This window comes from Polyangiaceae bacterium (genome assembly GCA_016715885.1).
Lineage (GTDB): Bacteria > Myxococcota_A > Polyangia > Polyangiales > Polyangiaceae > Polyangium.
Map to the genome: position 1 here is coordinate 327,973 of JADJXL010000018.1, position 24,719 is coordinate 352,691.

Below are 24,719 nucleotides of genomic sequence, written 5' to 3' on the forward strand. Positions count from 1 at the left end.
GGTTTGGGTACGTCCTGAAAAACGTACCGCGAAGATTATTTGGAATCGGGCCGGATGACGAGCACCACGCGATCTCGAAATCGGTAGGTGCATTCGATGTTGCGCATGCCTGCATGCGCGAGCCGTTCGCCGAATTCGGACAAACTGAGCCGTCGCGCCGGTTCGTCCAGGCTTCCACGCGCCCACGGCGCGCCGAGGGTTTCCAAAAGCAGCAGATGCCCGCCCGGAGCCACCATGGTCGCCAGCTCGGAAAGCGCCGAATCGAGCCACGTAAGTGCACTTCGTAGCGTGCCGCCGCGCATTTCCATCACCGGCATCAAGACGCTCGCGACGGTCACCACGGTGGGTGCGGGCGAAAGCTGAATGCGCCCGGTTCCGAGGCCCTCGGCCATCGATCGGATACGCGTCGTCGAGCGTGGCAACAGCTCCGCAAGCGACCGTTCGGCGCGCACGACTTTCTGCGCATTCGGCTCGACCAGCGTGACACGCCCGAGCTCCGGATAAGCTTTTACGATCATCCGCGCGAGTTTTCCGGTCCCGGTGCCGACGTCTGCAAGGTGATCGTCGGCATCGAGCGGCGGAAGTGACAGAATCAGTTCACGATAATGCTCGGGTTCCCGTTCGGGTCCTGCTGTCCACGTCGTATCGTGCAGATCGTACCAATCGGGATGCTCCCACGGCGGCAACATCCGGCCAGAATAGCGTGGGGGCCGAGGCGCGCCAAGGGTTGTTTGTCGCGATGTTGTGGTGATGCGATTTGCTTGGGGCGTCGAGATTGTTGCTTATCCGCAGGTGCCGTTCGACAAGCAGCGTTCGCCCAGCGCGCATTGCATGGCGCCGCACTGGCACGTCCCGTTCATGTTGCAGGTGCCGGTCGATCCGCCATTGCAATCGGCGTCTTCGTCGCAGCGACATTGCGGGGCTTGCGGTGGCATGCCGCCACATACGAAACCGGAGGGACACGCGCGACCGCATGCGCCGCAATTCGCCGCATCGGTATACGGATCGACACAACCCGCGGGATTTTGGCAGCATAGCATCGAGGCGCCGCAGGACGCGCCACCATTACACGAACACGTTCCGCCGACGCAGTTTTCGCCAATTCCGCATTGCGTGCCGCCGCAGGAGCATCGGTTTGCCGAGCAACTGCCACCGGATCCACACGAAGGATTGTTCGAGCACCCGCATTGCTTTTGCATCAATGCACCAGCATTGCAGACCAGGCTTCCGCTGCAATCGTTTCCACAGCCGCCACAATTGAAGCCGTTCGTCTGCACATTCAACTCGCAGCCGTCGTCGTTGGTGCCAGGCATGGGCATCGTGCAATTCGCGAAGCCCAAATCACACGTCGACGTGCACGTCGTTCCCGTGCAGCTCCTCGATGCCGTGTTTGTCCCGGAACACACGCGGCCGCATGCGCCGCAATTGAACACGTCATCCACGGTGGCCGTCTCGCATCCGTCATCCATCATGGGCGCGGCAGGCTTCGTGCAGTCGCCGAATCCATCGAGGCACGTTGGCGTGCAAGCGCCGTTCGTACACCCTGTGCTCACGGAATTCGCTCCCGAGCAAAGATGTCCGCAAGTGCCGCAATTCGCCGTCGAAGTCAGCAAATTGACCTCGCAACCATCCGTCGGATCGTTATTGCAATCGGCGAAATTTTGCGAACACGCGAGGCCGCACATGCCATTCGCGCAGGTGGCCATCGAATTGGGGCCGCTCGGACAAGCATTTCCGCAAGCGCCGCAATTCATCACGGTCGTGGTGTTCACTTCGCAGCCGTTGCCAGGTGTCATGTCGCAATCGGCCCACCCCATGTCACACGAGTCGACGGCGCACATTCCCATGACGCACGCCTCGGTGGCATTCGCCAAATTGCACGCATTGTTGCAGAATGCGCAATTCTGTGTCGTGCCGAGCAGCGTCTCGCAACCATCCGCGGCGTCACCATTGCAGTTTGCCGTCCCCGCGCCGCAAGGATTGTCCTTACAATCACCGTTCAGACACGCCTGGAAAGCATTACACGTCGTGCCACACGCGCCGCAGTTGTTCGGATCGCTCGATAAAATCGCTTCGCAGCCGTTGGCGGCGTCCATGTCGCAATTGGCGAAGCCAGAATTGCATTGGCCGACGCTACACGTACCCGCCTGACATTGCCCCGCCGCATTCGGAGCCGTGCACTGCGTGTCGCACGCGCCGCAATTGTTCAGGTCGGTCGCCGTTTCGGTCTCGCACCCGTTCGACGCCATCCCGTCGCAATCGTCGAATCCGGCATTGCAGGTGTCGATCGCGCAACTGCCCCCCACACATGCGGCGGCTGCATTGCCGAAAAAGCACGGGTCGCACCCGTTTCCACATCCATACGACGGATCGTCGATTGCCACGCACGTCTCGTCGCAAAGCTTCTCACCGGCGAGACAACCTCCGGGCCCCTCCGCCTGCGGTTCGAATTGGCTGAAATCCTGGGTGCAACTTGCAATGCCCAGCCCCGCCAAGGCAAGCGCTACCAGCGCAGAAACAACGCGAAAATGCATGACGCCTCCCGTCGGACTCGAAGCAAAAAGTTAGTCTCTCGACGAGAGCACACTATCGCCGTTCTCGCTTGGCCAAGCAAGGCTTTCGTGCACGCTGGACGCGGCAATCAGCCGCTTGCTCTTTCCACCGCCATCGAGCGCTTACCGAGTGTGCGTTGAAAAACAACATGAAGGCCGCCAGAAACCAAGAACCCGACGAACCAAGCGTACGTGTAAATGGTCTTCAAGAATCCCGGCACGCTGTCCTTCAACGAAGGAATCGCCTCGGCAAGGAATCCAGGCAGGTTCAAGGCCACGCCAATCGAGAGTGCGATGATGGCAAGCCAATTGATGCCATTCGAATATTCGTATGCTCCCCGCGACGATACAAATCGTCCACTTCGAGCTTTGCTTTGCGCACGATGAAATAATCGGCAATCATGATGCCGCCGATGGGACCGAGCAGCGCGGAATATCCCACGAGCCACGTGAAGATGTATCCCTTGGACGACTCAATGAGCTTCCAGGGGAAAATCAGCGCTCCGATGACCGCCGTGATCACTCCACCCATTTTGTACGAAATGCGTGAGGGAGCCAAATTCGAGAAATCGTTGGCCGGAGAAACCACGTTGGCCGCCAGATTCGTCGACAGCGTCGCAATCGACAAACCAAGCATGGCCAGCACGAGCACGAACGCGCCGCCGACCCGCGCGAGCAACTTGACGGGATCCCAAATCATTTCGCCAAAAATGATTTGCGTTGCCGACGTCACCGCGACGCCGATGAACGAAAACAAGATCATCGTCGGCGGAAGCCCAATCGCTTGACCAATCGCTTGCTCACGCTGGCTCTTCGCATACCGCGTGAAATCGGGAATGTTCAGCGAGAGCGTCGCCCAGAAACCCACCATGGCCGTCAGCCCCGGCGCGAAAACGCTCCAAAATGCCGGCCCTTCGAGCTTCGAAGGCGTCGCGAGGATGGGGCCAAACCCACCTGCGCGGGAATAAGCCCACCCCAAAAGCAAGAGCCCCATCACGATCAAGAATGGAGCTGCCAGCGTTTCGAGGAATTTGATCGAATCCGTCCCTCGCAGGATGAAAAACAAATTGATGAGCCAAAAAACCGCAAAGCCAAGAAGCTCGCCCGGATGAATTCCAAGGAACGAAGCTTTTATGGCTTCCGAGCTCAACAATTCGCCCGCCGACGGCGAAATGGCGACCAAGAGCTGCCACAGCGCAAGGCCGCCAAACCACGTTTGAATGCCGAACCATCCGCATGCCACGAGCGCACGCAAAATGGCCGCCACGTTTGCCCCGAGCACTCCGAACGAAGCCCGCGCGAACACTGGAAAAGGAATCCCGTACTTCGTGCCCGCATGCGCATTGAGCACCATCGGCACGAGGACGATGACATTGCCGAGCGCCACGCACAAAAGCGCCTCGGACCAACTCATTCCTTGATCGATGAGCCCCGATGCCAGCGTGTACGTCGGAATGCAGACAGCCATTCCGACCCACAACGCTGCGAAGTGTACGAGCCCCCAGGTCCGTTTGTCCTGCGGAACCGGCGCGAGATCCTCGTTCGTCAGCGACATGCTAACTGCTCCGCTTGGCGCGTGCAGCTTCGGTCACGCGCAATCCTCCAGGAACGAAATCGGTGCCATTTTGCACGCGATCATCCCAGCATTCGTGCGGCTTGCCCGACGACATCTCCTTCATCGTGATGCATCCCGAAACGGGACAAACCAATTGGCACAAATTGCACCCAATGCATTCGTCTTCGTCCACGTACGGCACGCGCGCTCCCGTCGCACCACCTTTCGCCGTGACGGCGCGCTCCGGGACGAACTTCGGAATGTGCGTGTGTCCTGCTTTTCGCGATTCCGCTTCGGTTCGTCCGGGCAAATGGATGCATTGATGCGCTCCGTCCATGCACGCGACGTAACACAGTTGACAGCCAATGCATTTGTCCGGATTGATGTCGGCGACGACGCGATACGCCAGATCCAGCTCGCCCCAATTCTTGTAGGCCGATGCGGCGCGCCCTCGCAGGTCCATCACCGACTTCATTCCGCGCGCATCGAGGAAATCGCTGAGCCCCTCGATCATGTCCTCCACGATGCGGTAACCATAATGCATCACCGCCGTGCACACCTGCACGCTCGTACACCCAAGCGCAATGAACTCGGCCGCGTCGCGCCAATTCGCGATACCGCCGATCCCAGAAATGGGCAACTTTGCGATTCCCGGGTGCCGCGTCAATTCACCAACCATGTGCAGCGCAATCGGCTTGACCGCAGGTCCACAATAACCGCCGTTTGTCGAACCTGAACCCACGCGCGGCAGCGGCACCATTCGGTCCAAATCGACACCCATGATCGATTTTACCGTGTTGATCAGCGATATCGCATGCGCTCCCGATTCCAGCACCGCTTCGCCCGGCTCCACGATGTCCGTCACGTTCGGGCTCAGCTTGATGATGACCGGCTTCGTCGCGAATTCGACCGCCCATCGGGCAATTTCGAGCAGCACTTTCGGCTCGGAGCTCACCGCCGAACCCATGCCCCGTTCGCACATTCCGTGCGGACAGCCGAAATTCAGCTCGTGCCCGTCCGCTCCCGCTTCTTCCGCGCGCTCGATGATCTCTTTCCATTCTTCTTTCGTCTCGACCATCAGCGACGCAATGACCGCATGATTCGGATACCGTCGTTTTACTTCGCGAATTTCGCGCAAATTCACGTCGAGCGGCCTGTCCGTGATCAGCTCGATGTTGTTCAGGCCCATCAAGCGCGTATTGCCATAGTCGATCCCGCCAAACCGACTCGACACGTTCACGATGGGATTGCCGAGCGTCTTCCAGACCGCTCCTCCCCAACCTGCGTCGAATGCCCGCATGATCTGATCGCCCGTATTCGTCGGCGGCGCCGACGCGAGCCAAAATGGATTCGGGCTCTTGATCCCCGCGAAATCGATGGAAAGATCTGCCACGGCTACCCTCCGCCAACGAGAAATGCGTGCATGCTGCGAGCGGCAACGCGCGCTTCGGCTACGGCATTGACGACTTCTTTGCCACCATTGACACAATCCCCACCGCTCCACACCTTCGGATTGCCCGTACGGTGCGATGCTGCATCGACTTTGACCCGCCCTCGAGCGTCCAATTCGACGCCAGGAAATGCCCGCGCCAGGTCCGTCAATCGACTTTGACCCGTCGCCACGACGACCAAATCCGCCGGCAAGTCTTCCTCGGTCCCCGCGACCGCGCGTTTGTTCTCCGTGCGTGCCACGCGAAGCGCAATGACGCGCCCGTTTTCGTCTCGAACGACCTTCGTGGGAATGCGCGAACACACGACATTCACGCCATCGATACGACCCGCGGCAATCTCGTGGTCGTATGCGGACATTTCCGCTTCGGTTCCGCGATAAAGCATCGTCGCGTGCACGCCCAAGAGCGCCAATTCGTGCGTTATGTCAATGGCCGTATTGCCGCCACCCACGATGATGGCTCGCCGAATGCCTTCGAGCCGCAATGTCGGATCAGCCTTCAGCCGTTCGATGAGCGCCGTGGCGCCTTCGACGCCGCTTCCTTCTTCGCCTTCGATGGCCAAGCGCGAATCGGGGCCGAGCCCCAAGCCCAAAAACACCGCGTCGTAATCATCGCAAAGCGACGCAACCGAAACCTGCCCCGGAGTTTTCGCTTCGCTGACCACTTCGACGCCTTGTCGAATTTCGATGTCACCCAGCGAAAGCACCCATTCGATTTCGGCCATGGATTCATCGGCCTTCATCTTGTAGGGCGCAATGCCGAGTGTATTGAGGCCGCCTGGCAATGCTTTTCGCTCGAAAATGACGGCCTTGTGCCCTTCCAATGCGAGCCATCCCGCGGCTGCAAGGGATGCCGGGCCAGCGCCGACGAGCGCCACGCGTTTGCCCGTTGAAGGTTTTTTTGTGTAGATTTGCGGATTTGCGGCGATCGCCGTTTCCACCGCATATCGCTGAAGCCGGCCGATCCGAATCGGCTCGCGCTCCCAATCGTTGTACACGCAAGCGCCCGCGCAGAGCACTTCGACCGGACAAACCTGCCCGCACGATTTACCGAGCAGGTTTTGCGATAGAATCGTCCGCGCCGCACCTTTTACGTTGCCCGTGGCAATCTTGCGAATGAACGTGGGAATGTCGATTTCCGTGGGACACGCTTTGATGCACGGCGCGTCCACGCAATAAAGACACCGATTTGCCTCGGCAATCGCTTCGGCCTCGTCATAAGGCGGCTTCTTGTCGTGGAAGCGCTGCTCCAGCCGATCGCCAGGTAAACTCGGAACGCGAGCCGTCTCGGTCGACATCAGGCACTCCTCACCGGCACGGGAAACTTGTCGAGTTTCCGCGGCAAAAATCGTCCCGCGCCTCGTTGTACGTCGAGCTTTCCGTCTTTGTATTGGACGCGTCCCGCCACGATCGTATGGCTGACTTTGCCTTTTACTTCGAATCCCTCGAAAATGTTTCGATCACACCGGTGATGGTGCGTCTTGGCGGAAATCGTCGAGCTACCTGCGGGATCGAATACGACGATATCTGCGTCGGCGCCCGGCAGGATGGCCCCTTTTCGCGGATAGAGCCCGAATATCTTGGCCGGTTGCGTTGCGAAAATGTCGACGAACCTGTTTACGTCGATTCGACCCGCTTGCACGCCGTACGTCCAAAGTAGGCCCAATCGATTTTCGATGCCCGCGGCACCATTCGGGATCTTGGTGAAATCGTGCCGCCCCATGTCTTTTTGGCCCACCTGATTGAACGGGCAATGGTCTGTCGCGACAACCTGCAGCACGCCTGAAGCAATCGCTGCCCAAAGCGCATCCTGATGACCCTTCGGCCGAATCGGCGGACTCATCACGTACGCCGCTCCCTCGAAATCGGGCTTTTCGTACACCGAGTCATCCAATATCATGTATTGCGGGCACGTCTCACCCATGACCACCTGACCGCGCTTTCGAGCCTCCGCGATTGCATCGATGGCTTCACGACACGTCACGTGCACGACGTACACGGGCTCGCCCAAAAGCCGCGCCATCATGATCGCCCGATTCGTCGCTTCCCCTTCGACGGGTGATGGCCGTGATACCGCGTGGTATTTGGGCTCCAATTTCCCTTCGGCCACGAGTTTTTTCTGGAGGGCCACGACCACATCGCCATGTTCGGCGTGCACGGTCACGAGGCCGCCCAAATCACGAGCTGTTTCCATGACTTGCACGAGCTCGTAATCGTCGACGCCGATGGCTCCGCGGTACGCCATGAACGTCTTGAACGACGGAATACCTTCTTCGTTCACGCATTGCTGCATTTCGGCGCGCGTTTTGTCGCCCCACCACGTAACGGCCATGTGGAAGGCATAATCGGCGACGGCTTTGCGCGCCTTTTCCTTCCACATGGCCAGGCCATCGAGCAAATCTTGACCACGGGCCGGAATCACGAAATCGATGATCGACGTCGTTCCTCCGGCCACGCCGGCTGCCGTCCCCGTTTCGAAGTCGTCCGAGCTCTCCGTGCCCATGAAGGGCAATTCCATGTGCACGTGTGCATCGATGCCGCCCGGAAAAACGAGCTGCCCCGACGCATCGATGACGCTATCGTTGGCATTCTGTTTCACGAGCCCCGTGCCGACGGCGACGATTTTATCGCCATCACAATACACATCTCCAACGTACTTGTCGGAAGCCGAGACGATTGTGCCGTTTTTGATCAAGATGCCCATGTTGCCCTCACGCCCCCAGAAAAGTGCCCATCACGGGAGAAGTTTCACCATGTCGCCATACGTTTCCGGACGCCTATCGCGGTAGAATTGCCACGTGCGCCGAACTTCTTCGATCAAGTCGAGGTTCATTTCGGCCACCACGAGCTCGTCTTTGTCTTCGCTTCCCACGGCGAGGAAATTGCCGCGCGGATCGCAGAAGTAGCTTGTCCCGTAAAACTTGCCGATGTTCCACGGCGCTTCCGTACCCACGCGATTGGACGCCGCGATGTAATATCCATTCGCGACGGCATGCGCAGGTTGCTCGAGCTTCCACAAGTATTGGGAAAGGCCGGCTACCGTTGCCGAGGGATTGAAGACGATTTCTGCGCCATTCAATCCGAGGAGGCGCGCGCCCTCGGGGAAGTGCCGATCGTAGCAGATGTACACGCCAATCTTGGCATATCGCGTCTGGAACGTCGGATATCCCAAATTGCCCGGCTTGAAGAAGTATTTCTCCCAAAAGCCGTTCGTCTGGGGAATATGGTTTTTCCGGTACTTACCCAGGTACGTCCCGTCGGCGTCGACGACCGCGGCGGTATTGTAATACACGCCCGCGAATTCACGCTCGTACACCGGGATGATCATCACCATCTGGTATTTTTTGGCGTATTCGGCGAGCTTTTGGACCGTCGGCCCAGGCACGGCTTCGGCGGTGTCACACCAGCGAGCATCCTGCGAGGGGCAGAAATAAGGCGTATTGAACACTTCTTGCAGACACAAGATCTGCACGCCCTTTTTGCCCGCCTCTTCGATGAGCGGAATGTGCTTTTCGTACATGGCATCGCGAATCGCGAGCACCGATGCGTTTGGATCGTTCAGCGCGTTGCTGCACTGAATCAAGCCTCCGATGACGTTCCTGGCCATTAGAACCACCTTTCAATGACGATCTTGCGCTCGGTGTAGAAGTCGATCCCCGTCGCCCCGTGCGCTTTCGTATCGCCGAACAAGCTTCCTTTTTGCCCACCAAATGGGAAAAATGCCATGGGCGCCGCGACGCCGATGTTGACGCCGACCATGCCCGCTTCGATGCGCGAAGCAAACGTGCGCGCGGCCTTTCCATTCGTCGTGTAAATGCTCGCCGCATTGCCGTATTCACTGGCATTGGCCATTGCAATGGCGTCGTCGAGCGTTTTGGCATGCATGAAGGACACGACCGGCCCGAAGATTTCTTCTTTGGCAATCACCATCTCCGGCTTTACGTCCTCGAAGATCGTCGCGCCAACCCAATTGCCACCTTCGCAGCCCGCAACGGTCGCCCCGCGTCCGTCGAGCACCAATCGCGCGCCTTCCGCAATGCCTTTTTCGATGTATGCGAGCACCTTGTCGCGATGCGGCCGCGAAATCACCGGGCCAAGCGTCGTTTCCGGTTTTTTGCCATCGCCCAATACGAGCTTCTTGGCATAGTCGACGAACATGTCGCGCACGCGTTCGTACGCATCGCCCACGGGCACGATGACGCTGCCGGCCAAACATCGCTGGCCTGCACACCCATAACAAGATTCGACGGCATTCTGCACGGCGCGGTCCATGTCCGCGTCTGGCATGATCACGATGAAGTTTTTCGCGCCGCCCAGCGATTGAACACGCTTGCCCGTTTCGCCGCACCGCTGATACACGATTTTCGCAACGGCGGATGAACCGACGAAGGAAACGCCCTTGATCGTCGGATGCGCGCAAATCGCTTCGACGACCTCTTTGCCGCCATTGACGAGATTCACCACGCCCGGGGGCAAACCCGCTTCCTGAATCAACTCGAAAATGCGCTTTTGCGACAGCGGAACCTGCTCGCTCGGCTTGAGCACGAACGTATTGCCTGTCGCAATCGCATAGGGCAAAAACCAGAGCGGCACCATGGGCGGGAAGTTGAATGGCGTAATCGCGGCAAATACCCCGAGCGGCTGACGCACGGTCTTGCTGTCGATGTTCGTCGCGACGTCTTCGAGCGATTGGCCCATCATCAGCGTCGGAATGCCCGCGGCATGCTCGACGTTTTCAATCCCGCGGCCGAAATCATTGATTGATTCCGTGAGCGTTTTGCCGTGCTCGCTCGTGCAGATGCTCGCCACTTCTTCACGATGCGCATCGAGCACCGTTCGCAACTTGAACAAATATCGCGCTCGTTGGGCCGGCGGCACCGCTCGCCACGCAGGAAACGCCGCTTGCGCAGCTTGCACTGCACGGTCGACATCACTCGCCGTCGAAAGCGGCACCTTCGCGAGCACTTCGCCCGTCGCGGGATTTTTCACGTCGAGGAGCGTGGTGCCCGACGAGGCAACCCAGGCGCCGTTGATGAAGTTCTCGAGCACACGCATGGACAAACATCCTCCTAAAACATCAACGCAGCTTCAGCTTCGTCGTTGGTTCGCGCCAACGTTGCACGATTCCCGCGACGAACGACAAGTCTTTGACCGCTACGTTCGGGCTGGCCAACATCAATTCATCCGTCGGCGTGAATCCCGACTCGACGGCAACCGACCAGGCCCCAGCATTTTTCGCACAAACGACGTCCTGTACGCCGTCACCCACCATCACCACGGTGCGCGGATCGACGTCGAGAAACTTCGCAGTCAAAAGAAGTGGCTCGGGATCAGGCTTGCGCTCGGGAAGATCGCCACCAGCCACGACCGCGCCGAATCGATCCGCGATCCCTAGCCCCGCAAGAACCGCTTCGGTCGTCGAGCGATGCTTGTTGGTGCACAAACCAATCAGCATGTCCTCCATCGCCGAAAGGTCTTCGAGCGCTTGCAGAGCCCCCGGTGTCCAGCGCGTGAAGTCGAGCGGATGAGCGTGGTAGTAGTCCAAAAAGAGCCGCACGAGCTCGTCGACTTCGGGATCGTTGTCGGGCAAGTTCACGGCGCGCGCACAAAGCGATCGGGCACCATTGCCCACGAGCGGCACGATTTTCGACGCCGGCTGCGGACTCGACCCCGTCGAAATCAACGCGTGGTTCAGCGCCGCAACGATGTCGCCACGGCTGTCGATCAACGTGCCGTCGAGATCGAACACGACCGCCTTCGGAGGGAGCACGTCGCTCATCCTATGGACACCGTATCAGCCGTTCAACGCCAATCGTCCGAAGTCCGAGTGACGGAAAGCCAAACGATGGTCGCGACAAGTTGCGTCATTTGCGAGGTCCAACGACGCGTATCTCGCGCAGGCGCGCCTTCGCCGCAGCGTAACGATCAGCCATGTCGCCTTTCGCGTCCGGCTTCTGCCACAGGTCTGCGGTTTCCCCGGGATCCTTCGCCAAATCGTACAGTTCGTACGCCGCATTGTTCGAGATCGTCAGCTTGAGATCTCCATGAATGAACGATCGTCGCGCATCGTTGTAAGGCCCCGCCGGCATGTCGACGATGACGTCTCGCGCCTCTGCGGTCTGCCCCGGCGGCAAAAAAACATCGGGTAGCAAGGACGTTCCCGACAACCAATCCGCACTGTTCTCCGCAGGCTTTGGCAGATCGATGTGCATCAGCTCGAGCACCGTCGGCGCAAGGTCGATCAAGCTGCGCCGCGCCTCGACGCGCGACGGCTTGGCACCGGGTACGTGCACGACGAGCGGCACGCGAACGAGCGGCTCCCAAAGCTCGAAACCGTGCCGGTACATCTTGTGCTCGCCAAACGCTTCACCGTGATCGCTCGTCACGATGATCGCCGTGCGCGATCCCCACGGAGCTTTTTGCACCGCATCGAGCACTCGGCCGATGTGTTTGTCCGTGAACGCAACTTCACCGTCGTACAGCGCGCGTTGTCCTTTGCCGAAGTCCGGTACGTCGTCGTGATGCAAATAATCCGCATGCGGATCGAGATAATGGATCCACATGAAGAACCGACCCGACGTGTTCTCGGGACGCTGGAGAAGCGCGAGCGCTGCATCCGAAAGCTCGGCGCTCGACGACTTGTTCGCGACGTCCCATGGCGCTCCCTCGGGCGGAGCAGCCGACATGTCGACCACGTCGAAGCCGCGATCGAGTCCCCCGAACGGGCCGAAGTAACGATGCGCATGCACGCCCATCGTACGAATTTTCGCGCGCGAAATTCGCTGCGCCAAAAACGTCTCGTCCTCGCTGAACTTATTGAAATGCCCCCAATTGCGCTGCGTTTCGCTCCCGTACTTCCCAATCAACATCGGCCCGATGCTCTTGCCCGTGTACGACGCAAGTGAATACGCCGTCGTGAACACCGTGCTGCGTGCCGCGAGCGCATCGAGGTTCGGTGAAACCGGGTGCGGATATCCCGCGTATCCCAGGTCCGCACGAAGCGTGTCGATCGTGATCAAAAGGACGTTGAGATCCTTGGGCACGACATCCCGCGCCGCCGCTTCGATCACCGGATCCTGTGCAGGTTTGTCGTTGTTGAACGCCGCCAGCGCTGCCGCCTTCAAGTCCGATCCGGAACAATCTTCGTCGATCCCGTTGTCCGCGATCTCGACGCCAAGCGGTCCAACGCGCGCATCGCCTTCGAGACAATCGCCTCCGCCAAACCATGCGCTCGCACCGTCGCGATCCCGATCGCTGAGCTTCCGCAAACCCTTCAGCGAAAGCTTGCCCAGCGGTGCACCTCGCTCGATCAACTGGGCCGTGGGCAAACCCTCACCACCGAGCTTCACCGCAGAGCGCGCCAGAAGCGTGAGCGGCGCGAGCGCCACCGCGATGAAAAAAATGGTTCGTCGAAACGAACTCACGGCCGCAAATGCGAGTGACGACACGGCCACGAGCAAGAGAAGCGCAGGCGCTCGCAAATCGAGCTCGGGCCGCTTGAACACGCCGTAAATCCCGAGAGGCCCGCCTTCGCCGCTCACGCCGCCCGTCGAAACACCGAGCGCGAAAAGACCGGCCACGAGGACGAGCGCAGTCGCTCCCGTGCGTACTGGATCGACAAACCCTTTGCCTCCGTCACTTGCAAGCGCGAGTGCTCGTCGCAAAGCCGGCGTCAACGCGAGGGCAAGCAGCGCAGCCAAGAGCCCAATGACGAGCGATCCCGTTGCGATGGCGAAACCAGCGATCGCCGCCGGTACATCGAGCCCGAGGAGCGCGCGCGCAAGTTGCGCGGTAAGGGTGGTCCAGACAAACGCCGCGATCACCACGAGCGGGGCGAATGCGGCGACATCCGCAGGACGTCCCTTCGCCATGTCGCGCAGCCAATCCGTGAGGCTCGAAGGCGATGGCGCTCGATGAGGGAAGACGAGGACCGAGCCGACGCCTACGGCGAGTCCAACGCCGAGCGCGATGGGTGCAACGAGCCCGGCATCCGCCAAGAACACGGCAAATGGTTTGACGTCGGCCGAGCCATCGCCTTGTCCGCGCGCCCATGCCGTGTCGAATGCGGCAGCAAACAAGCCAGCAAGCGATGCGCCCATCGCTCCACGAACGATGCGCCCCTGACCATGCTCGCAAGACTTGCCCCGGCTTCATCCACCACTTCTTGCGCGCCTGCGCGCGGAAGCCTCACGTCGCGCGAGCGGATGCGCCGAGTCGTAAACTTTCATCAGATGCTCAGTCGACACGTGCGTGTACCGCTGTGTCGTCGACAAACTCGCGTGCCCGAGCATGCGCTGGATCGCACGCAAGTCCGCTCCGCCATCGAGCAAGTGCGTGGCGAACGTGTGCCTGAGCGCGTGCGGATGCATGTCCGCTCGCCCTGCGCCAAGCGCACCGTAACGCCTCACCAAGTGCTGCACTTGCCGCACACCGATGCGTTTGCCGAGGCGTGAAACGAACAGCGCGCGCTCGTCGATCGCGCCCGTCTTCGGATGACGCAGCTCTTCACGGCACCCGAGCCACCGCAAAAGCGCGCTTCTTGCGTGCGAGCCAAACGGAACGATGCGCTCTTTGCGTCCTTTGCCGATCACGCGAGCTCGTCCTCCATCGGCATCGATCTCGACATCGCCAACGTCGAGCCCCACGAGCTCCGATACGCGCAGCCCCGAGCCGTACATGACTTCGAGCATGGCGCGATCACGCTGGCCTTCGGCCGTGCTTTCGTCTGGAGCTTCGACGATTTCCGCTGCTGCATCGACGTTCACGAACGTTGGCAAGGGCCTGCGCACCTTGGGCAGCTCGAGGGCCGCGGCAGGGTTTGTCGTGATCTCTCCGCGCACTTCCAGGAAATGTAGAAAAGTTCGAATGGCCGCGACTTTTCGCCCGATCGACGGTGGCGCATGCGTGCGTGCTAGCTGCCCCAAAAAACTGCGCAAGACAAAGACGTCAATCTCGGACGGTCGCTCTAGCTGAGGCCGTTTGTCTCGAACGAACGCCACGAGCTGCGCGAGGTCTCGTCGATACGCCGCGACCGTGTGCGGCGACGCTTGACGCTCTTCGTCCAAGTGCCGCACGAACCGTACGGTTGCTTCCTCGAGCTCCGCGCATGGACGGGCGGATGTCTGAGCCGAGCGTCTCACGGCACCTTGCGTAGCATCGCCCCTGGGCTTCGGGCAAAGAGACGGCAGTGCGAGGAGGCAGCGACGAGAGAGTAGGCCCCTCGCGATGGGCAGGGTACATTGACGAGTGCGATCCTATGGAAGGCGAAACGCTCGATGGCCGGTACCAGCTCCATGAAGAGCTAGGACGTGGAGGTCACGGGGTTGTCCATCGAGCGACGGATCTCTCGAACGGCAATCAAGTCGCCGTGAAGCTTCTGCGCACGCAGATCGAAGACGACCCTCAATATTCCGTTCGTCTTTGGCGTGAAGCGCAATCGCTCGCCGCGCTGTGGGGTTCGAGTGTCGTGCGCGTGCATGGATTCGGCACCGATCCCGAAGGCACCGTCTACATGGTGATGGAGTTCTTGATCGGCGAAAACCTCGAAGTGCATTTGCGCGACATCGAAACGTTTGGGGACAAACTAAATGTTTTCGATGTCCTCCAAACACTCGATCCGGTCGCGCGTGCGCTGCATGCGGCGCATGGCATGGGCATCATTCATCGCGACGTGAAGCCCGCGAACATCTTTCTCGTTTCGTCCGATCAAGGCGGTGGTGTGCGGCTCATGGATTTTGGTCTTGCCAAGATCATGGGAGCCGAAGCGCTCACGGCTGCAGGCATGATCGCGGGGTCGCCGACCTACATCGCGCCCGAGATGTGGCTTGCTCAGCCGTTCGATCATCGCACCGACGTCTACTCGTTCGGCGCGGTCGTCTATCGCGCGCTTGCGGGCCGGCCTCCGTTCCGAGGTGCGTCGAATGAAGAACTATTCCTCGCCGTAACGACGGCTCCACGACCGAAGCTTTCTTCGTTCAGGCCCGAGCTTCCCGAAGAGATCGACATGTGGGTCGAGCGTGCGTTGGCGATCAATCGGGACCAGCGTTACCCCTACGTTCCCACCCTGTGGAACGAGCTCATACGCATTCTGCGGAATGCTCGAGGCCCCAGCGCCGAGCGCGTGCGACAAACTTTTCACCTGCCCGGTTGAAGCACCTCATGTCCTCGAGCAACGAAAGCACGAACATCACCGTCGGCACCGCGAGCGTGTCGAACATGGACGTCGACAAGGCCAACGAGAAAGTCGTCGACAAGGCCGAGGATCGTGCACGAGCGATCATCGGCACCGTCATTTCCGGTCGATATCGCATCGTCGATCTCATCGCGACGGGTGGCATGGGTGCCGTGTATCTCGGCGAGCACGTGCACATGCACAAGCGCATCGCCGTGAAGATTTTGCATCCCGAGGTCGATGAACAACCGGAGATCGTCGCTCGGTTCGAACGTGAGGCCGTGGTGGGTGCGCACGTGCGTCATCCGAACATCGCGAATGCGACCGACTTCGGAAAACTCGATGATGGCGCGTACTTTCTCGTGCTCGACTACATCGAGGGGCGGAACCTCGGTGACTTGATTTGCGACGGTCCCATGCCCGTGGATCGCGTCGTTCGCATTGCAAAACAGCTTGCGGGAGCGCTCGCAGCGGCGCACGCACTCGGGATCGTCCATCGCGACATGAAGCCTCGCAACATCATGCTCGACAAGAACATGGTGCCCCACCTCATCGACTTCGGGTTTGCCAAGATGAGCGCGGACAAACTTCCGCTCACGGCAACACGCGAAACACGACCGGCATCACGTCTCACGGGTGTTGGCGTCATTTTTGGAACGATCAGGTATCTCGCGCCCGAATCCGCGCACGGAATGGATGCGGTCGACGAACGAGCCGATCTTTATGCGCTCGGGGTCATCATGTACGAAATGCTCGCGGGCAAGCATCCATTCGATTCGACCGATCCTGTCGAAATGTTCAATCATCATCGCGTGACCTTGCCGCCGCCCTTTTCGGAGCGTGCGCCGGGCGTGAATGTGCCGTCCGAGCTCGACGGTATCATTCGGAAATTGCTCGAAAAGGATCCGTACGAGCGGTATCAGACGGCAAAAGAGCTCGTCGACGCGCTCGAGGTTTTGCCGTTTGGCCACGAACCGGAAGAAAAACGGAAATCGGCACCGCCTCCGACACCGCCCGCGCCAGCCGTGGAGGGCGATTCGGAAAAGCTGGTGGCGCCATCGAAGCCGGCATCGACGACCACGAAGAAGAAAAAGAAGAAGTCGGCGAAAGCGAAACCTGCGGCGAATGGTCTCACGTATGCGCTGGCCGTGATTGCGGTGCTTGCGGTGGCCGCGGCGGTGTTTTTTGCGATGCGGTAACGGAAAAGGACGGCACTGTTGCTAAATTGCCACCTCGCGATTAGCTGTTGTTACTTTTTCCTGCTACAATGACGTGAGGTTCCCATGACACTCATCGCGCCCCGAATTTCAATTGATCCTTCAATTCGTGGCGGGCGTCCCGTCATCGCTGGCACGCGTGTTCCCGTCGCCCTGCTTGTCGGGAAGGTTGCTACAGGTATGACGCCTACCGAGGTTGCGGATGAATACGGCGTTGCTCGTGAAGATGTGCTTGCGGCTCTTGCGTATGCCGCCCAGCTCGTGGCCGATGAAGAAGTTCGAATGGCATCGTGACAATGCGATTTCTCGTGGACGAGGATTTGCCGCGGTCGCTTGCCAGAGCATTACGAGCGGGCGGCTTTGATGCCGAAGACGTTCGAGATGTCGGACTTCGTGGGTGCAGCGACGCTGAAGTGTACCGATTCGCCGTAACACACCAGCGCGCGGTCATCACGGCTGATCTTGGTTTTGCAGACGTGCGCACGTATCCGCTCGGTACACACGCTGGAATAATCGTCACACGCTATCCAAACGAGACCCCAATTACGGACTTGAATGCAGCCATATTGAATGCAATTAGATCGTTACTTGAAGACGATCTTCGAGGTGCGCTCGTGGTCGTTGAGCCTCACCGGATCCGCATTCGCCGCATCACATAGCTCTACTCCGCCTCCAAATCATCCCTATCCGGCACGGGATCCCGCATCGTCACGAATTCTTCCGCCGCTGTCGGGTGAATACCCACCGTGCGATCGAATTGCGCCTTGGTCGCTCCACATTGAATCGCTATCGCTACGCCTTGAATGATTTCCGGCGCATCACTGCCCACCATATGCGCCCCGACCACCCTTTGCGTTGCGCGGTCCACCACGAGCTTCATCATCGTGCGTTCGTCACGCCCCGATAACGTGTGCTTCATCGGTCTGAATCGAGCACGGTACACGTCGATTTTGCCCACGTGCGCCCGCGCCTGAGCCTCCGTGAGGCCCACGGCACCCACCGGCGGCTGCGAAAATACGGCACACGGAACGTTCAAGTGATCCATTTCAGTGGGTCTGTTGTGGAACAACGTTTCGGCAACGGCACGTGCCTCTGCAATCGCCACGGGCGTCAAGTTGATGCGATTCGTCACGTCACCAACCGCAAAAATGCTCGGCACACTCGTCATCGAATAAGAATCGACCTCGATGGCCCCGACGGCACTCATTCGCACGCCCACCGCATCGAGTCCCACGTTTTCCGTATTCGGCGTGCGCCCTGTCGCAAATAGAACCACATCGGTTTCGATGATTTCTCCGCCCGCAAGCCGAACCGATAACGTACCGGTATCCGTTCGTTCCAAACTTCGAACCAGCGTTTCTCGCAAAACGCAAATGCCTCGCTTCGTCATTCCTTCCGTGACGCTTTCGCGCACGTCGTCATCGAATCCGCGAAGCACATTGTCACCGCGCAAAGCCACCGTCACATCACTACCAGCCGCTCGCCAAATGCACGCGAATTCCACGGCGATGTATCCGCCCCCCACAATGAGCGCTCGTTTCGGCACGTACGGCAAATCCAATGCTTCATCGGAGGAAATCCCCAATTCGGCACCCGGAATGTTGGGCCTCACGGGACGGCTCCCCGTTGCTACCAAAATGTACCGCGCGGAATACTTCGTCCCATCGACCTCGACCGTATGCGGATCGAGAACCTTGGCGTGTCCTTCGATGATCTGCACGCCGGCGTCACGCAGCATGCGCACGTAAATTCCATTCAACCGATCGAGCTCGCGGTTCTTTCTCTCGATGAGCTCCATCCAATCGAGTCGATGTTCGCCAATTGTCCAGCCAAACCCACGCGCATCTTCCAATTCTTCCGCAATGTGCGATCCGTACACCAGCAGCTTTTTCGGGACGCACCCGCGCAGCACGCACGTGCCGCCCACGCGACGCGATTCGCATATCGCCACGCGCGCCCCATACGACGCCGCTCGCCGGCTGCCCGCAACTCCCCCCGAACCAGCGCCAATCGTGAACAGATCGAAATCGTAGGTCGTCGTCATGTGCAACCTCGTGGTTTCACTTCAAAATTTGCCAAAAAGTACCCGTCGGTGCCTTGCACGTGCGGCAACAGGCGCATCGTCGTCGCGCCCTCCGGAGCAAGTGATCGCAAAATGTCCGAATCGAAGGCCGCCGGCGCCAGCGTCATGCCATTATCAAGCGGCTTTTCCACGAGCTTTTCCACGACGTTTTCCGATTCTTCGCGCAAAACGCTACACACGGCATACACGAGCTTTCCCTGCGGCTTGACGTGCAATGCAGCATTCCGCACGATCGCCGTCTGCAATTCAGACAAACGAGTCACATCGTCCGCGCTCCGATGCAATGCAATTTCCGGCCGCCGTCGCAACGTTCCCGTGCCCGAACACGGCGCATCCACGAGCACTCGATCGTAATCATGCGGCGGTATCGCTCCCGTAGGATTCTCAATCGACCAATCCACGGCAAAGGTTTGTCGTACGGATTGACCAAAAGGCGTTTCGCGCAATCGTTCGAGCTTCGAGGCATACAAATCAGCAGCATCCACGGCCCCCGTTTGTCCCACCGCATCCGCCAATATCCACGTCTTGTTTCCTCGGCCCGCGCACGCATCGAGCACCCGATCGCCCGTGCGCGCCCCGAGCGCGAGCGCCACGACTTGCGCGCCTTCTTCCTGCACGATCCACGCTTTCCCTGCGCCAGCAAGCCGCCGCACGTCCCCCGCTCCGCGCACCAGAATGGCCCGCGGCGATGCTTTTCCCGGCTCGAATGATGCATCCGGACACGCTTTTCGCAGCTCCGACATCCATGCTGCGCGGTCTTCATTCATTCGCAGCGACAAACCAATGGGTGGCGGTACGGGCCCCGCCGCAAGATAAGCCTCCGCTTCCCGCCGTCCGAGCGATCGTCGCAATGCACCGCGAAGCCAACCCGGCGCCGATGCCGCAACGGCTTCCGATAGCGATGGTCGCCCCTCCGTGTCGATGGTCGTGGCCAACTTGCGTAAAATTGCATTCGCAAATGATGCAGCGCGCGCATCACCCGTCGCAGCGATTCCAGAAACCGCTTCGTTCACCGCTGCAAATGTCGGTATCCGATCCAAAAAGCATATCGAATACGCGGCCATCAGTAAATGCGCCCGAGCAGCCTCGGGCAAATCGATTCGTCCCGTTTTCGTGAGCCCCAAGAGGCGCGATTCGAGCGCCTGCTGCGTGCGTAGCACACCATAGACGAGCTCGGTGGCAAGCGCGCCATCGCGCGGATCCATACCCGCCATTCGACCGATCTCGGCGTCGAGCACCGCGGCAGCAAACGCATCCGAGCCCCACACGCGCGAAAGCACGCGCTCTGCGACTTGCCGCGCGTTACTCATCGACGAGCTCCCGCACTTGGCCCTGAATCACGTCCCACCGCCTTTCGACGTCATTCTTGAACGCGACGGCCATGAGCGCAACGAGTACACAAAGGCCCATCAAACTCGCAATTTCTCGCACGCGGAGCGGCAGAGGTCGTCGCGATATCGCCTCGAACAAGAAAAACAACAGATGTCCCCCGTCCAGCACGGGAATTGGGAGCAAATTGACGAGGCCGAGATTGATGGAAATCACGGCCATCGCCCAGACGAAATAGGACGCCCCCTTGGATCCCTCCTCGCCCACCAGGTCGTAGACCGTAATGGGCCCGCCGAGCGTCGAAATGCTCACGCGGCCTTCCGCGATACGCACGATCCCGACCACGATGAATCGAATGACATCGTATGTTTCCGCGAGCGCGCTTTTTAATGCAAAAGACACGAGCGACGCGTGTTCGACGACGGGTTCGGGCACGACGGGTGACCAATTCGCCGCGCGCACGAAATACCTTGGACGACGCTGGCCATATTCGTCAATCCAATCCTCCCGGCGCAAAAGAATCGTTCCGCTCTTTTTTTGCCCGTTGCGCAGCCAGGTGACCATATGCGGACGATCCGGCGCGGCAAACAATTTTTCCAAAAATGTGGCCCACGCGGTGACCTCCGTCTGATCGACCTCGACGATGCGATCGCCAGGACGCATGTCGGCGTTCCATTCCGCCGAACCCTCCGCGACGTCGAATACGTACAAATCCGCGTCTTCGATTCCCGTACGCATGAGGAGATCGCCGGGCGTGGATTCCGGCGAAAGCGCCGCGACGCCGGATTCGTAGACGGCCATGTCGGCCATTCCTCCAAGGGCCCTCGGCACCTTGACGGGACGCAAATAGGTCACGGGGACGGTTTCGCCGTGATTGTCGAACAGCGCAAGCTCGAGGTCCGCGAACGTTTTTACCGGGCGACCACGAACTTCGGTGACCAAATCGAACGTGCGCAAACCCGCTCGATACGCCGGTGAATCCGGCCGCGATATGCCGACGACCGCCGCCGGTCGATTCGGCTTGATTCCAATTTCCCCAACCGTGTCGACGATGTCGAGAGGCTTGTGAATGACCTTTTCTTCGGGCACCACGACCACTTCGACGTGTTCGGTGTTGCGAAAAACCGTCAGCCGCAAATCTCGACCCGGGCTCTTCGCGATGATGCGCGCCAATTCGGCAAACGTCGAAATGTGCTCGCCATCGACCGCGAGCACTCGGTCACCCGGAAGCAATTTGCCTTCCGCAGGGTGGCCAGGTAAAACGAAACCCACCGTGGGCGGCGTGAACCGTGTTTCTCCGATGAACACCGAAAAGTAAAGCAGCACCGGGAAAAGCACGTTCATTGCAGGTCCGGCCATCACGATGATGACGCGTTTCCACAACGCCTGCGATTCGAACGTACGCGCTCGATCCTCGGGCAACACCGGCTCCTGCCGATTTTCCTCGAGCATCTTGACGAAACCGCCAAGCGGCAAGAGGCCGATGCAATATTCCGTCTCACGTCCGCGAAGCCGAAACACCTTCGGGCCGAAACCGATCGAGAACGTGAGGACTTTCACGCCGAAGATTTTGGCCCACACAAAATGCCCGAGCTCGTGCACGAAGATGAGCACCGAACAGAGCAGAGCGAAGTAGAGAAGGTCCACGCCGGGCCGTGTTGTATGCCAAATCAGTCACGAATGAAAGGACAACGTGACGACCCGGACGGCATCTTCCCGGGATCGCTCCGGAATTTGCATCATCCAGAGCCACGTGCAATCGTTGCCACGCACCAAGGGTCGGAAAGGGAGGGTTCCGTCGTGAGAGTGCTCATCGTGTCGTACTCATTTCCGCCGGCTGGTGGGGTAGGCGTCCAACGCGTCGCCAAACTCGTCAAATACCTGCCGGACTTTGGTGTCGAGCCGATGGTGCTCACGGCGAAAAATCCGTCCGTTCCCATTGAAGATGCCAACCTGCTTCGCGACATTCCGGAACGCACCGTGGTCGTTCGCACGCGGACGCTCGAGCCGAGCTACAAGGCCAAAGCCAAGGTTTGGCGGGACGCAGCAAAACCAAACCCTGTTCGTCGAGCGATTGCTCGTTTGGCGAGTCGATTTTTCGTTCCTGATCCGCAAATATTGTGGTTGCCGTCGGCGGCGCCGGAGCTGCGTCGGCTTTCGGCGGCTGCGGATGTCGTGCTCGTCAGCGCGCCACCGTTTTCGCCGTTTTTGCTCGGGCCGCTCGCTCGGGTTCCGTTTGTCTTGGATTATCGCGACGAATGGCGCATGGCTGCGTCGTATGAAATGCATGATGGACCTTGGGCGACGCGTATCATCGATCAGCTCGAGCCGGCGCTCGCGCGCCGTGCCGCCATGATCGTCACGGCGACCGACGAATTCCGGCAGAATCTCTTGCAGCGGATTCCTCAATTGGATCCGGACCGAGTCGTTACCATTACGAACGGCTACGATCCGGATGACTTTGAATCCATCGCCCATGAACCGCCGCCTCCACGTCATGCGCCCTTACAAAAGTTTGTCATGACGTACGCGGGGACGACCTTTCGTCATACATCGCCAAAGGCATTTTTGGCGGCGCTGCGCATTTTGCAGGAGCGCGATCCGGCCATTTTGTCGCGTCTCGACGTGCGCTTCGTCGGACGTATCGTGCCGACGGAAGAGGCCCTCTTCAACGAAAATCCATTGCCATGTGTTCGTCGGACGGGCGTTCTTCCGCGCGAGCAGGCACTGCGGATGCTCGCTCAGAGCCACGTGGCGCTCTTGATTCTGGATGCCGTGCCCGGCGCGGAATCGATGTACCCTGCAAAAATATTCGAGATCATGCACCTGCGCAGGCCGCTTCTCGCGCTTGCTCCGCAGGGTGCAATCAGCCGTCTCATCGAAAACCATAATTTGGGCATCGTGGTAAATCCGCGCGATCCGGTGGCCATTGCCGACGCCATCGGGCGGTACGTGCGCGCATTCGAGCAGGGGGAGATCATTGGTCCGGCGAGTCCCATCGATATCGAGCGGTACAATCGCCGCGCGATTGCGGGGCAGTTTGCCGAAGCATTACGCAGCGTTGCGCTCAGGCACAAATCGATTCCGTCGGAAGCAAACTTCTAGAATCCGGGCCAGAATTTGTACCCTCGCTTCGCGCGCGTGGGACGCGCGCTTCGCGAGACTTTGTTTACGATGGGGGGGCCGAGGCTCGCCTCCCGGTGCTTTTGCGCTTCGCACAAAAGCACGGCGAGGCTCGGCCCCCCCATACCCCCCGATTTTCCCTCTCATCAAACTGTTTGCTGGCCTTTCGTCATTGTGCCACGACGGGCGCTGGCTTTTCACATAAACTCGGGCGCGATATCGAGCAGGGAAGGTCATTCCACCGGCCGTCCGATGCGACCCATTCGACGCAATCTTCATTGCCCACGTTGTTCGGTTCTCCAGTTCGCCATGCCGATGACTCCAGAGGATCACCCGAAATCCAACGAAATTGACCTTCGTCGGCTTCGTCCGACAAACCAATCCACACGTTCGCTACGACAAACTTTGCGCCGAGATGCTCGAACAACGATGCATTTTCCGCCTCCGTATCGATCATCGCCAATTCGCCGCCATCACGAAAGCACGTTTTTTGTGCGACTTCCCAGGTCGCGGGACCTTGTAAACAATAATCGGTTTTTCCAATGGTGAAACGTTTGCCCGGACAAGCCATGGGTTTGGCGCGGCTACCAGGCGGAGACGTAGGAGCTTCGCACAAGAAGTGCAGAGGTCGAAAGCAATCACCATCGTTCCAGCCCCCATCCTCGACGACCCATTCGCCACAATCTTCACCTCGACCGGCGTTGTTGGGTTCGCCTTTGCGAAACGCGGCAAACTTCATCGGCGCGCCGTTCGACCAAATCCAGCGCCCTTCCCTGGGCTCCGCCAAACCGATCCAAAATCGCTCGACCTCGGTCGGTGAAACCATTGCCTGGCGGAGCGCATTCGGCAGCGAGCTATTTTTCATGAGGGCCAAATGCGCGCCAATGTCTTGACAATGCGCTTCTGCATCGTGCCAATTGCGGGGTTCGAGGACGATGCAAAACGTCGACCCCAATAGCTCGACCGTTCTGTCCGGCGGGCATGAAAATGGCGGCAGCTCGCGTGCAGTTTGTTCCGGCACGAGCAGGGGCGGGGGTTTTGCCGACGCGCTGGACGTGGCGGATGCGGAATTTTGCGGACGAACCAAAAGAGCTTCGTCGGCGTTCGTCACGACGACCGGAGCCGGACGGCATGCCATGAACGCGATTGCAACGACCAAAGCGGAGCCGCCGAGGGCAACGCCAGCGCGAAACGAAAACGAAGCTCGGGCACGCATGAATTCCATCGGAGCAGCAAGGC

19 protein-coding genes and 1 pseudogene are annotated in these 24,719 nt (G+C 59.6%); 5 read left to right on the forward strand and 15 right to left on the reverse strand.

From position 1 onward, the window contains the following. Positions 1-35: 35 nt before the first annotated feature. The 11 genes and pseudogenes from IPM54_22470 to IPM54_22520 form a co-directional block, all read right to left on the reverse strand. The gene (locus tag IPM54_22470; GenBank protein MBK9262556.1) at positions 36-689 is read right to left on the reverse strand and encodes a hypothetical protein; all 654 of its coding nucleotides are present in this window, start codon (positions 687-689) and stop codon (positions 36-38) included. A 93-nt stretch (positions 690-782) separates the two neighbouring features. Beyond that, complete coding sequence (locus tag IPM54_22475; GenBank protein MBK9262557.1) at positions 783-2,534, reverse strand: hypothetical protein; 1,752 nt, start codon at positions 2,532-2,534, stop codon at positions 783-785. 107 nt (positions 2,535-2,641) lie between these two features. Continuing rightward, positions 2,642-4,107: pseudogene (locus IPM54_22480) on the reverse strand (NCS1 family nucleobase:cation symporter-1). A 1-nt stretch (position 4,108) separates the two neighbouring features. Next, the gene (gene preA, locus IPM54_22485; GenBank protein ID MBK9262558.1) at positions 4,109-5,500 is read right to left on the reverse strand and encodes an NAD-dependent dihydropyrimidine dehydrogenase subunit PreA; all 1,392 of its coding nucleotides are present in this window, start codon (positions 5,498-5,500) and stop codon (positions 4,109-4,111) included. Positions 5,501-5,502: 2 nt separating this feature from the next. Then, positions 5,503-6,855, reverse strand: a complete 1,353-nt coding sequence (locus tag IPM54_22490; GenBank protein MBK9262559.1) for an FAD-dependent oxidoreductase — start codon at positions 6,853-6,855, stop codon at positions 5,503-5,505. Then, on the reverse strand, positions 6,855-8,261 hold the full coding sequence (gene hydA / locus IPM54_22495; GenBank protein ID MBK9262560.1) for a dihydropyrimidinase: 1,407 nt from the start codon (positions 8,259-8,261) through the stop codon (positions 6,855-6,857). The genes IPM54_22490 and hydA overlap by 1 nt, the downstream gene beginning before the upstream one ends. Before the next feature lie 30 nt (positions 8,262-8,291). Further along, positions 8,292-9,164 carry an acyltransferase gene (locus IPM54_22500; GenBank protein ID MBK9262561.1) on the reverse strand — a complete coding sequence of 291 codons (873 nt, stop codon included), beginning with the start codon at positions 9,162-9,164 and terminating at the stop codon, positions 8,292-8,294. Continuing rightward, entirely contained in the window at positions 9,164-10,612 is a 1,449-nt protein-coding gene (locus IPM54_22505) for a CoA-acylating methylmalonate-semialdehyde dehydrogenase (protein ID MBK9262562.1), read from the reverse strand. The genes IPM54_22500 and IPM54_22505 overlap by 1 nt, the downstream gene beginning before the upstream one ends. Positions 10,613-10,634: 22 nt before the next feature. Further along, entirely contained in the window at positions 10,635-11,327 is a 693-nt protein-coding gene (locus IPM54_22510) for an HAD-IA family hydrolase (GenBank protein MBK9262563.1), read from the reverse strand. A gap of 94 nt (positions 11,328-11,421) precedes the next feature. Beyond that, on the reverse strand, positions 11,422-13,656 hold the full coding sequence (locus tag IPM54_22515; protein ID MBK9262564.1) for a sulfatase-like hydrolase/transferase: 2,235 nt from the start codon (positions 13,654-13,656) through the stop codon (positions 11,422-11,424). 51 nt (positions 13,657-13,707) lie between these two features. Continuing rightward, the gene (locus IPM54_22520) at positions 13,708-14,697 is read right to left on the reverse strand and encodes a tyrosine recombinase XerC (GenBank protein ID MBK9262565.1); all 990 of its coding nucleotides are present in this window, start codon (positions 14,695-14,697) and stop codon (positions 13,708-13,710) included. A gap of 116 nt (positions 14,698-14,813) precedes the next feature. Between IPM54_22520 and IPM54_22525 the strand changes: the two genes are divergently transcribed. The 4 genes from IPM54_22525 to IPM54_22540 all read left to right on the forward strand — a co-directional run bounded on the left by IPM54_22525 (position 14,814) and on the right by IPM54_22540 (position 17,604). Next, positions 14,814-15,707, forward strand: a complete 894-nt coding sequence (locus IPM54_22525; GenBank protein ID MBK9262566.1) for a serine/threonine protein kinase — start codon at positions 14,814-14,816, stop codon at positions 15,705-15,707. Between the two features lie 8 nt (positions 15,708-15,715). Further along, positions 15,716-16,927, forward strand: a complete 1,212-nt coding sequence (locus IPM54_22530) for a serine/threonine protein kinase (GenBank protein MBK9262567.1) — start codon at positions 15,716-15,718, stop codon at positions 16,925-16,927. An 84-nt stretch (positions 16,928-17,011) separates the two neighbouring features. Next, positions 17,012-17,239: a DUF433 domain-containing protein gene (locus IPM54_22535; GenBank protein MBK9262568.1), complete on the forward strand. Its 228-nt coding sequence runs from the start codon at positions 17,012-17,014 to the stop codon at positions 17,237-17,239. Then, positions 17,236-17,604 (forward strand): DUF5615 family PIN-like protein, encoded by a 369-nt coding sequence (locus IPM54_22540; protein ID MBK9262569.1) that lies wholly within the window; start codon positions 17,236-17,238, stop codon positions 17,602-17,604. The genes IPM54_22535 and IPM54_22540 overlap by 4 nt, the downstream gene beginning before the upstream one ends. A gap of 2 nt (positions 17,605-17,606) precedes the next feature. On the opposite strand, the gene gor is transcribed toward IPM54_22540, so the two are convergent. From gor to rseP, 3 genes are read right to left on the reverse strand one after another with little or no spacing between them, the layout of a single operon-like run. Beyond that, positions 17,607-18,989 (reverse strand): glutathione-disulfide reductase, encoded by a 1,383-nt coding sequence (gor, locus tag IPM54_22545; protein MBK9262570.1) that lies wholly within the window; start codon positions 18,987-18,989, stop codon positions 17,607-17,609. Next, complete coding sequence (locus IPM54_22550; GenBank protein ID MBK9262571.1) at positions 18,986-20,338, reverse strand: Sun protein; 1,353 nt, start codon at positions 20,336-20,338, stop codon at positions 18,986-18,988. Before IPM54_22550 ends, gor begins: the two co-directional genes overlap by 4 nt. After that, the gene (rseP, locus tag IPM54_22555; protein ID MBK9262572.1) at positions 20,331-22,004 is read right to left on the reverse strand and encodes an RIP metalloprotease RseP; all 1,674 of its coding nucleotides are present in this window, start codon (positions 22,002-22,004) and stop codon (positions 20,331-20,333) included. Before rseP ends, IPM54_22550 begins: the two co-directional genes overlap by 8 nt. A 153-nt stretch (positions 22,005-22,157) precedes the next feature. On the opposite strand from rseP, the gene IPM54_22560 reads away from it, so the two are divergent. Next, on the forward strand, positions 22,158-23,462 hold the full coding sequence (locus IPM54_22560; GenBank protein MBK9262573.1) for a glycosyltransferase family 4 protein: 1,305 nt from the start codon (positions 22,158-22,160) through the stop codon (positions 23,460-23,462). A 187-nt stretch (positions 23,463-23,649) separates the two neighbouring features. Here the strand turns inward: IPM54_22560 and IPM54_22565 are convergent, their stop codons facing one another. Next, positions 23,650-24,696 carry a hypothetical protein gene (locus IPM54_22565; protein ID MBK9262574.1) on the reverse strand — a complete coding sequence of 349 codons (1,047 nt, stop codon included), beginning with the start codon at positions 24,694-24,696 and terminating at the stop codon, positions 23,650-23,652. Between the last annotated feature and the right edge of the window lie 23 nt (positions 24,697-24,719).

Excerpts from the sequence above, each read along its gene's own strand:
- IPM54_22470 (MBK9262556.1), bottom strand. The coding sequence starts at position 689 with ATGTTGCCGCCGTGGGAGCATCCCGATTGGTACGATCTGCACGATACG.
- IPM54_22475 (MBK9262557.1), bottom strand. The coding sequence starts at position 2,534 with ATGCATTTTCGCGTTGTTTCTGCGCTGGTAGCGCTTGCCTTGGCGGGG.
- IPM54_22490 (MBK9262559.1), bottom strand. The coding sequence starts at position 6,855 with ATGTCGACCGAGACGGCTCGCGTTCCGAGTTTACCTGGCGATCGGCTG.
- hydA (MBK9262560.1), bottom strand. The coding sequence starts at position 8,261 with ATGGGCATCTTGATCAAAAACGGCACAATCGTCTCGGCTTCCGACAAG.
- IPM54_22500 (MBK9262561.1), bottom strand. The coding sequence starts at position 9,164 with ATGGCCAGGAACGTCATCGGAGGCTTGATTCAGTGCAGCAACGCGCTG.
- IPM54_22505 (MBK9262562.1), bottom strand. The coding sequence starts at position 10,612 with ATGCGTGTGCTCGAGAACTTCATCAACGGCGCCTGGGTTGCCTCGTCG.
- IPM54_22515 (MBK9262564.1), bottom strand. The coding sequence starts at position 13,656 with ATGGGCGCATCGCTTGCTGGCTTGTTTGCTGCCGCATTCGACACGGCA.
- IPM54_22525 (MBK9262566.1), top strand. The coding sequence starts at position 14,814 with ATGGAAGGCGAAACGCTCGATGGCCGGTACCAGCTCCATGAAGAGCTA.
- IPM54_22530 (MBK9262567.1), top strand. The coding sequence starts at position 15,716 with ATGTCCTCGAGCAACGAAAGCACGAACATCACCGTCGGCACCGCGAGC.
- IPM54_22535 (MBK9262568.1), top strand. The coding sequence starts at position 17,012 with ATGACACTCATCGCGCCCCGAATTTCAATTGATCCTTCAATTCGTGGC.
- gor (MBK9262570.1), bottom strand. The coding sequence starts at position 18,989 with ATGACGACGACCTACGATTTCGATCTGTTCACGATTGGCGCTGGTTCG.
- IPM54_22550 (MBK9262571.1), bottom strand. The coding sequence starts at position 20,338 with ATGAGTAACGCGCGGCAAGTCGCAGAGCGCGTGCTTTCGCGCGTGTGG.
- IPM54_22565 (MBK9262574.1), bottom strand. The coding sequence starts at position 24,696 with ATGCGTGCCCGAGCTTCGTTTTCGTTTCGCGCTGGCGTTGCCCTCGGC.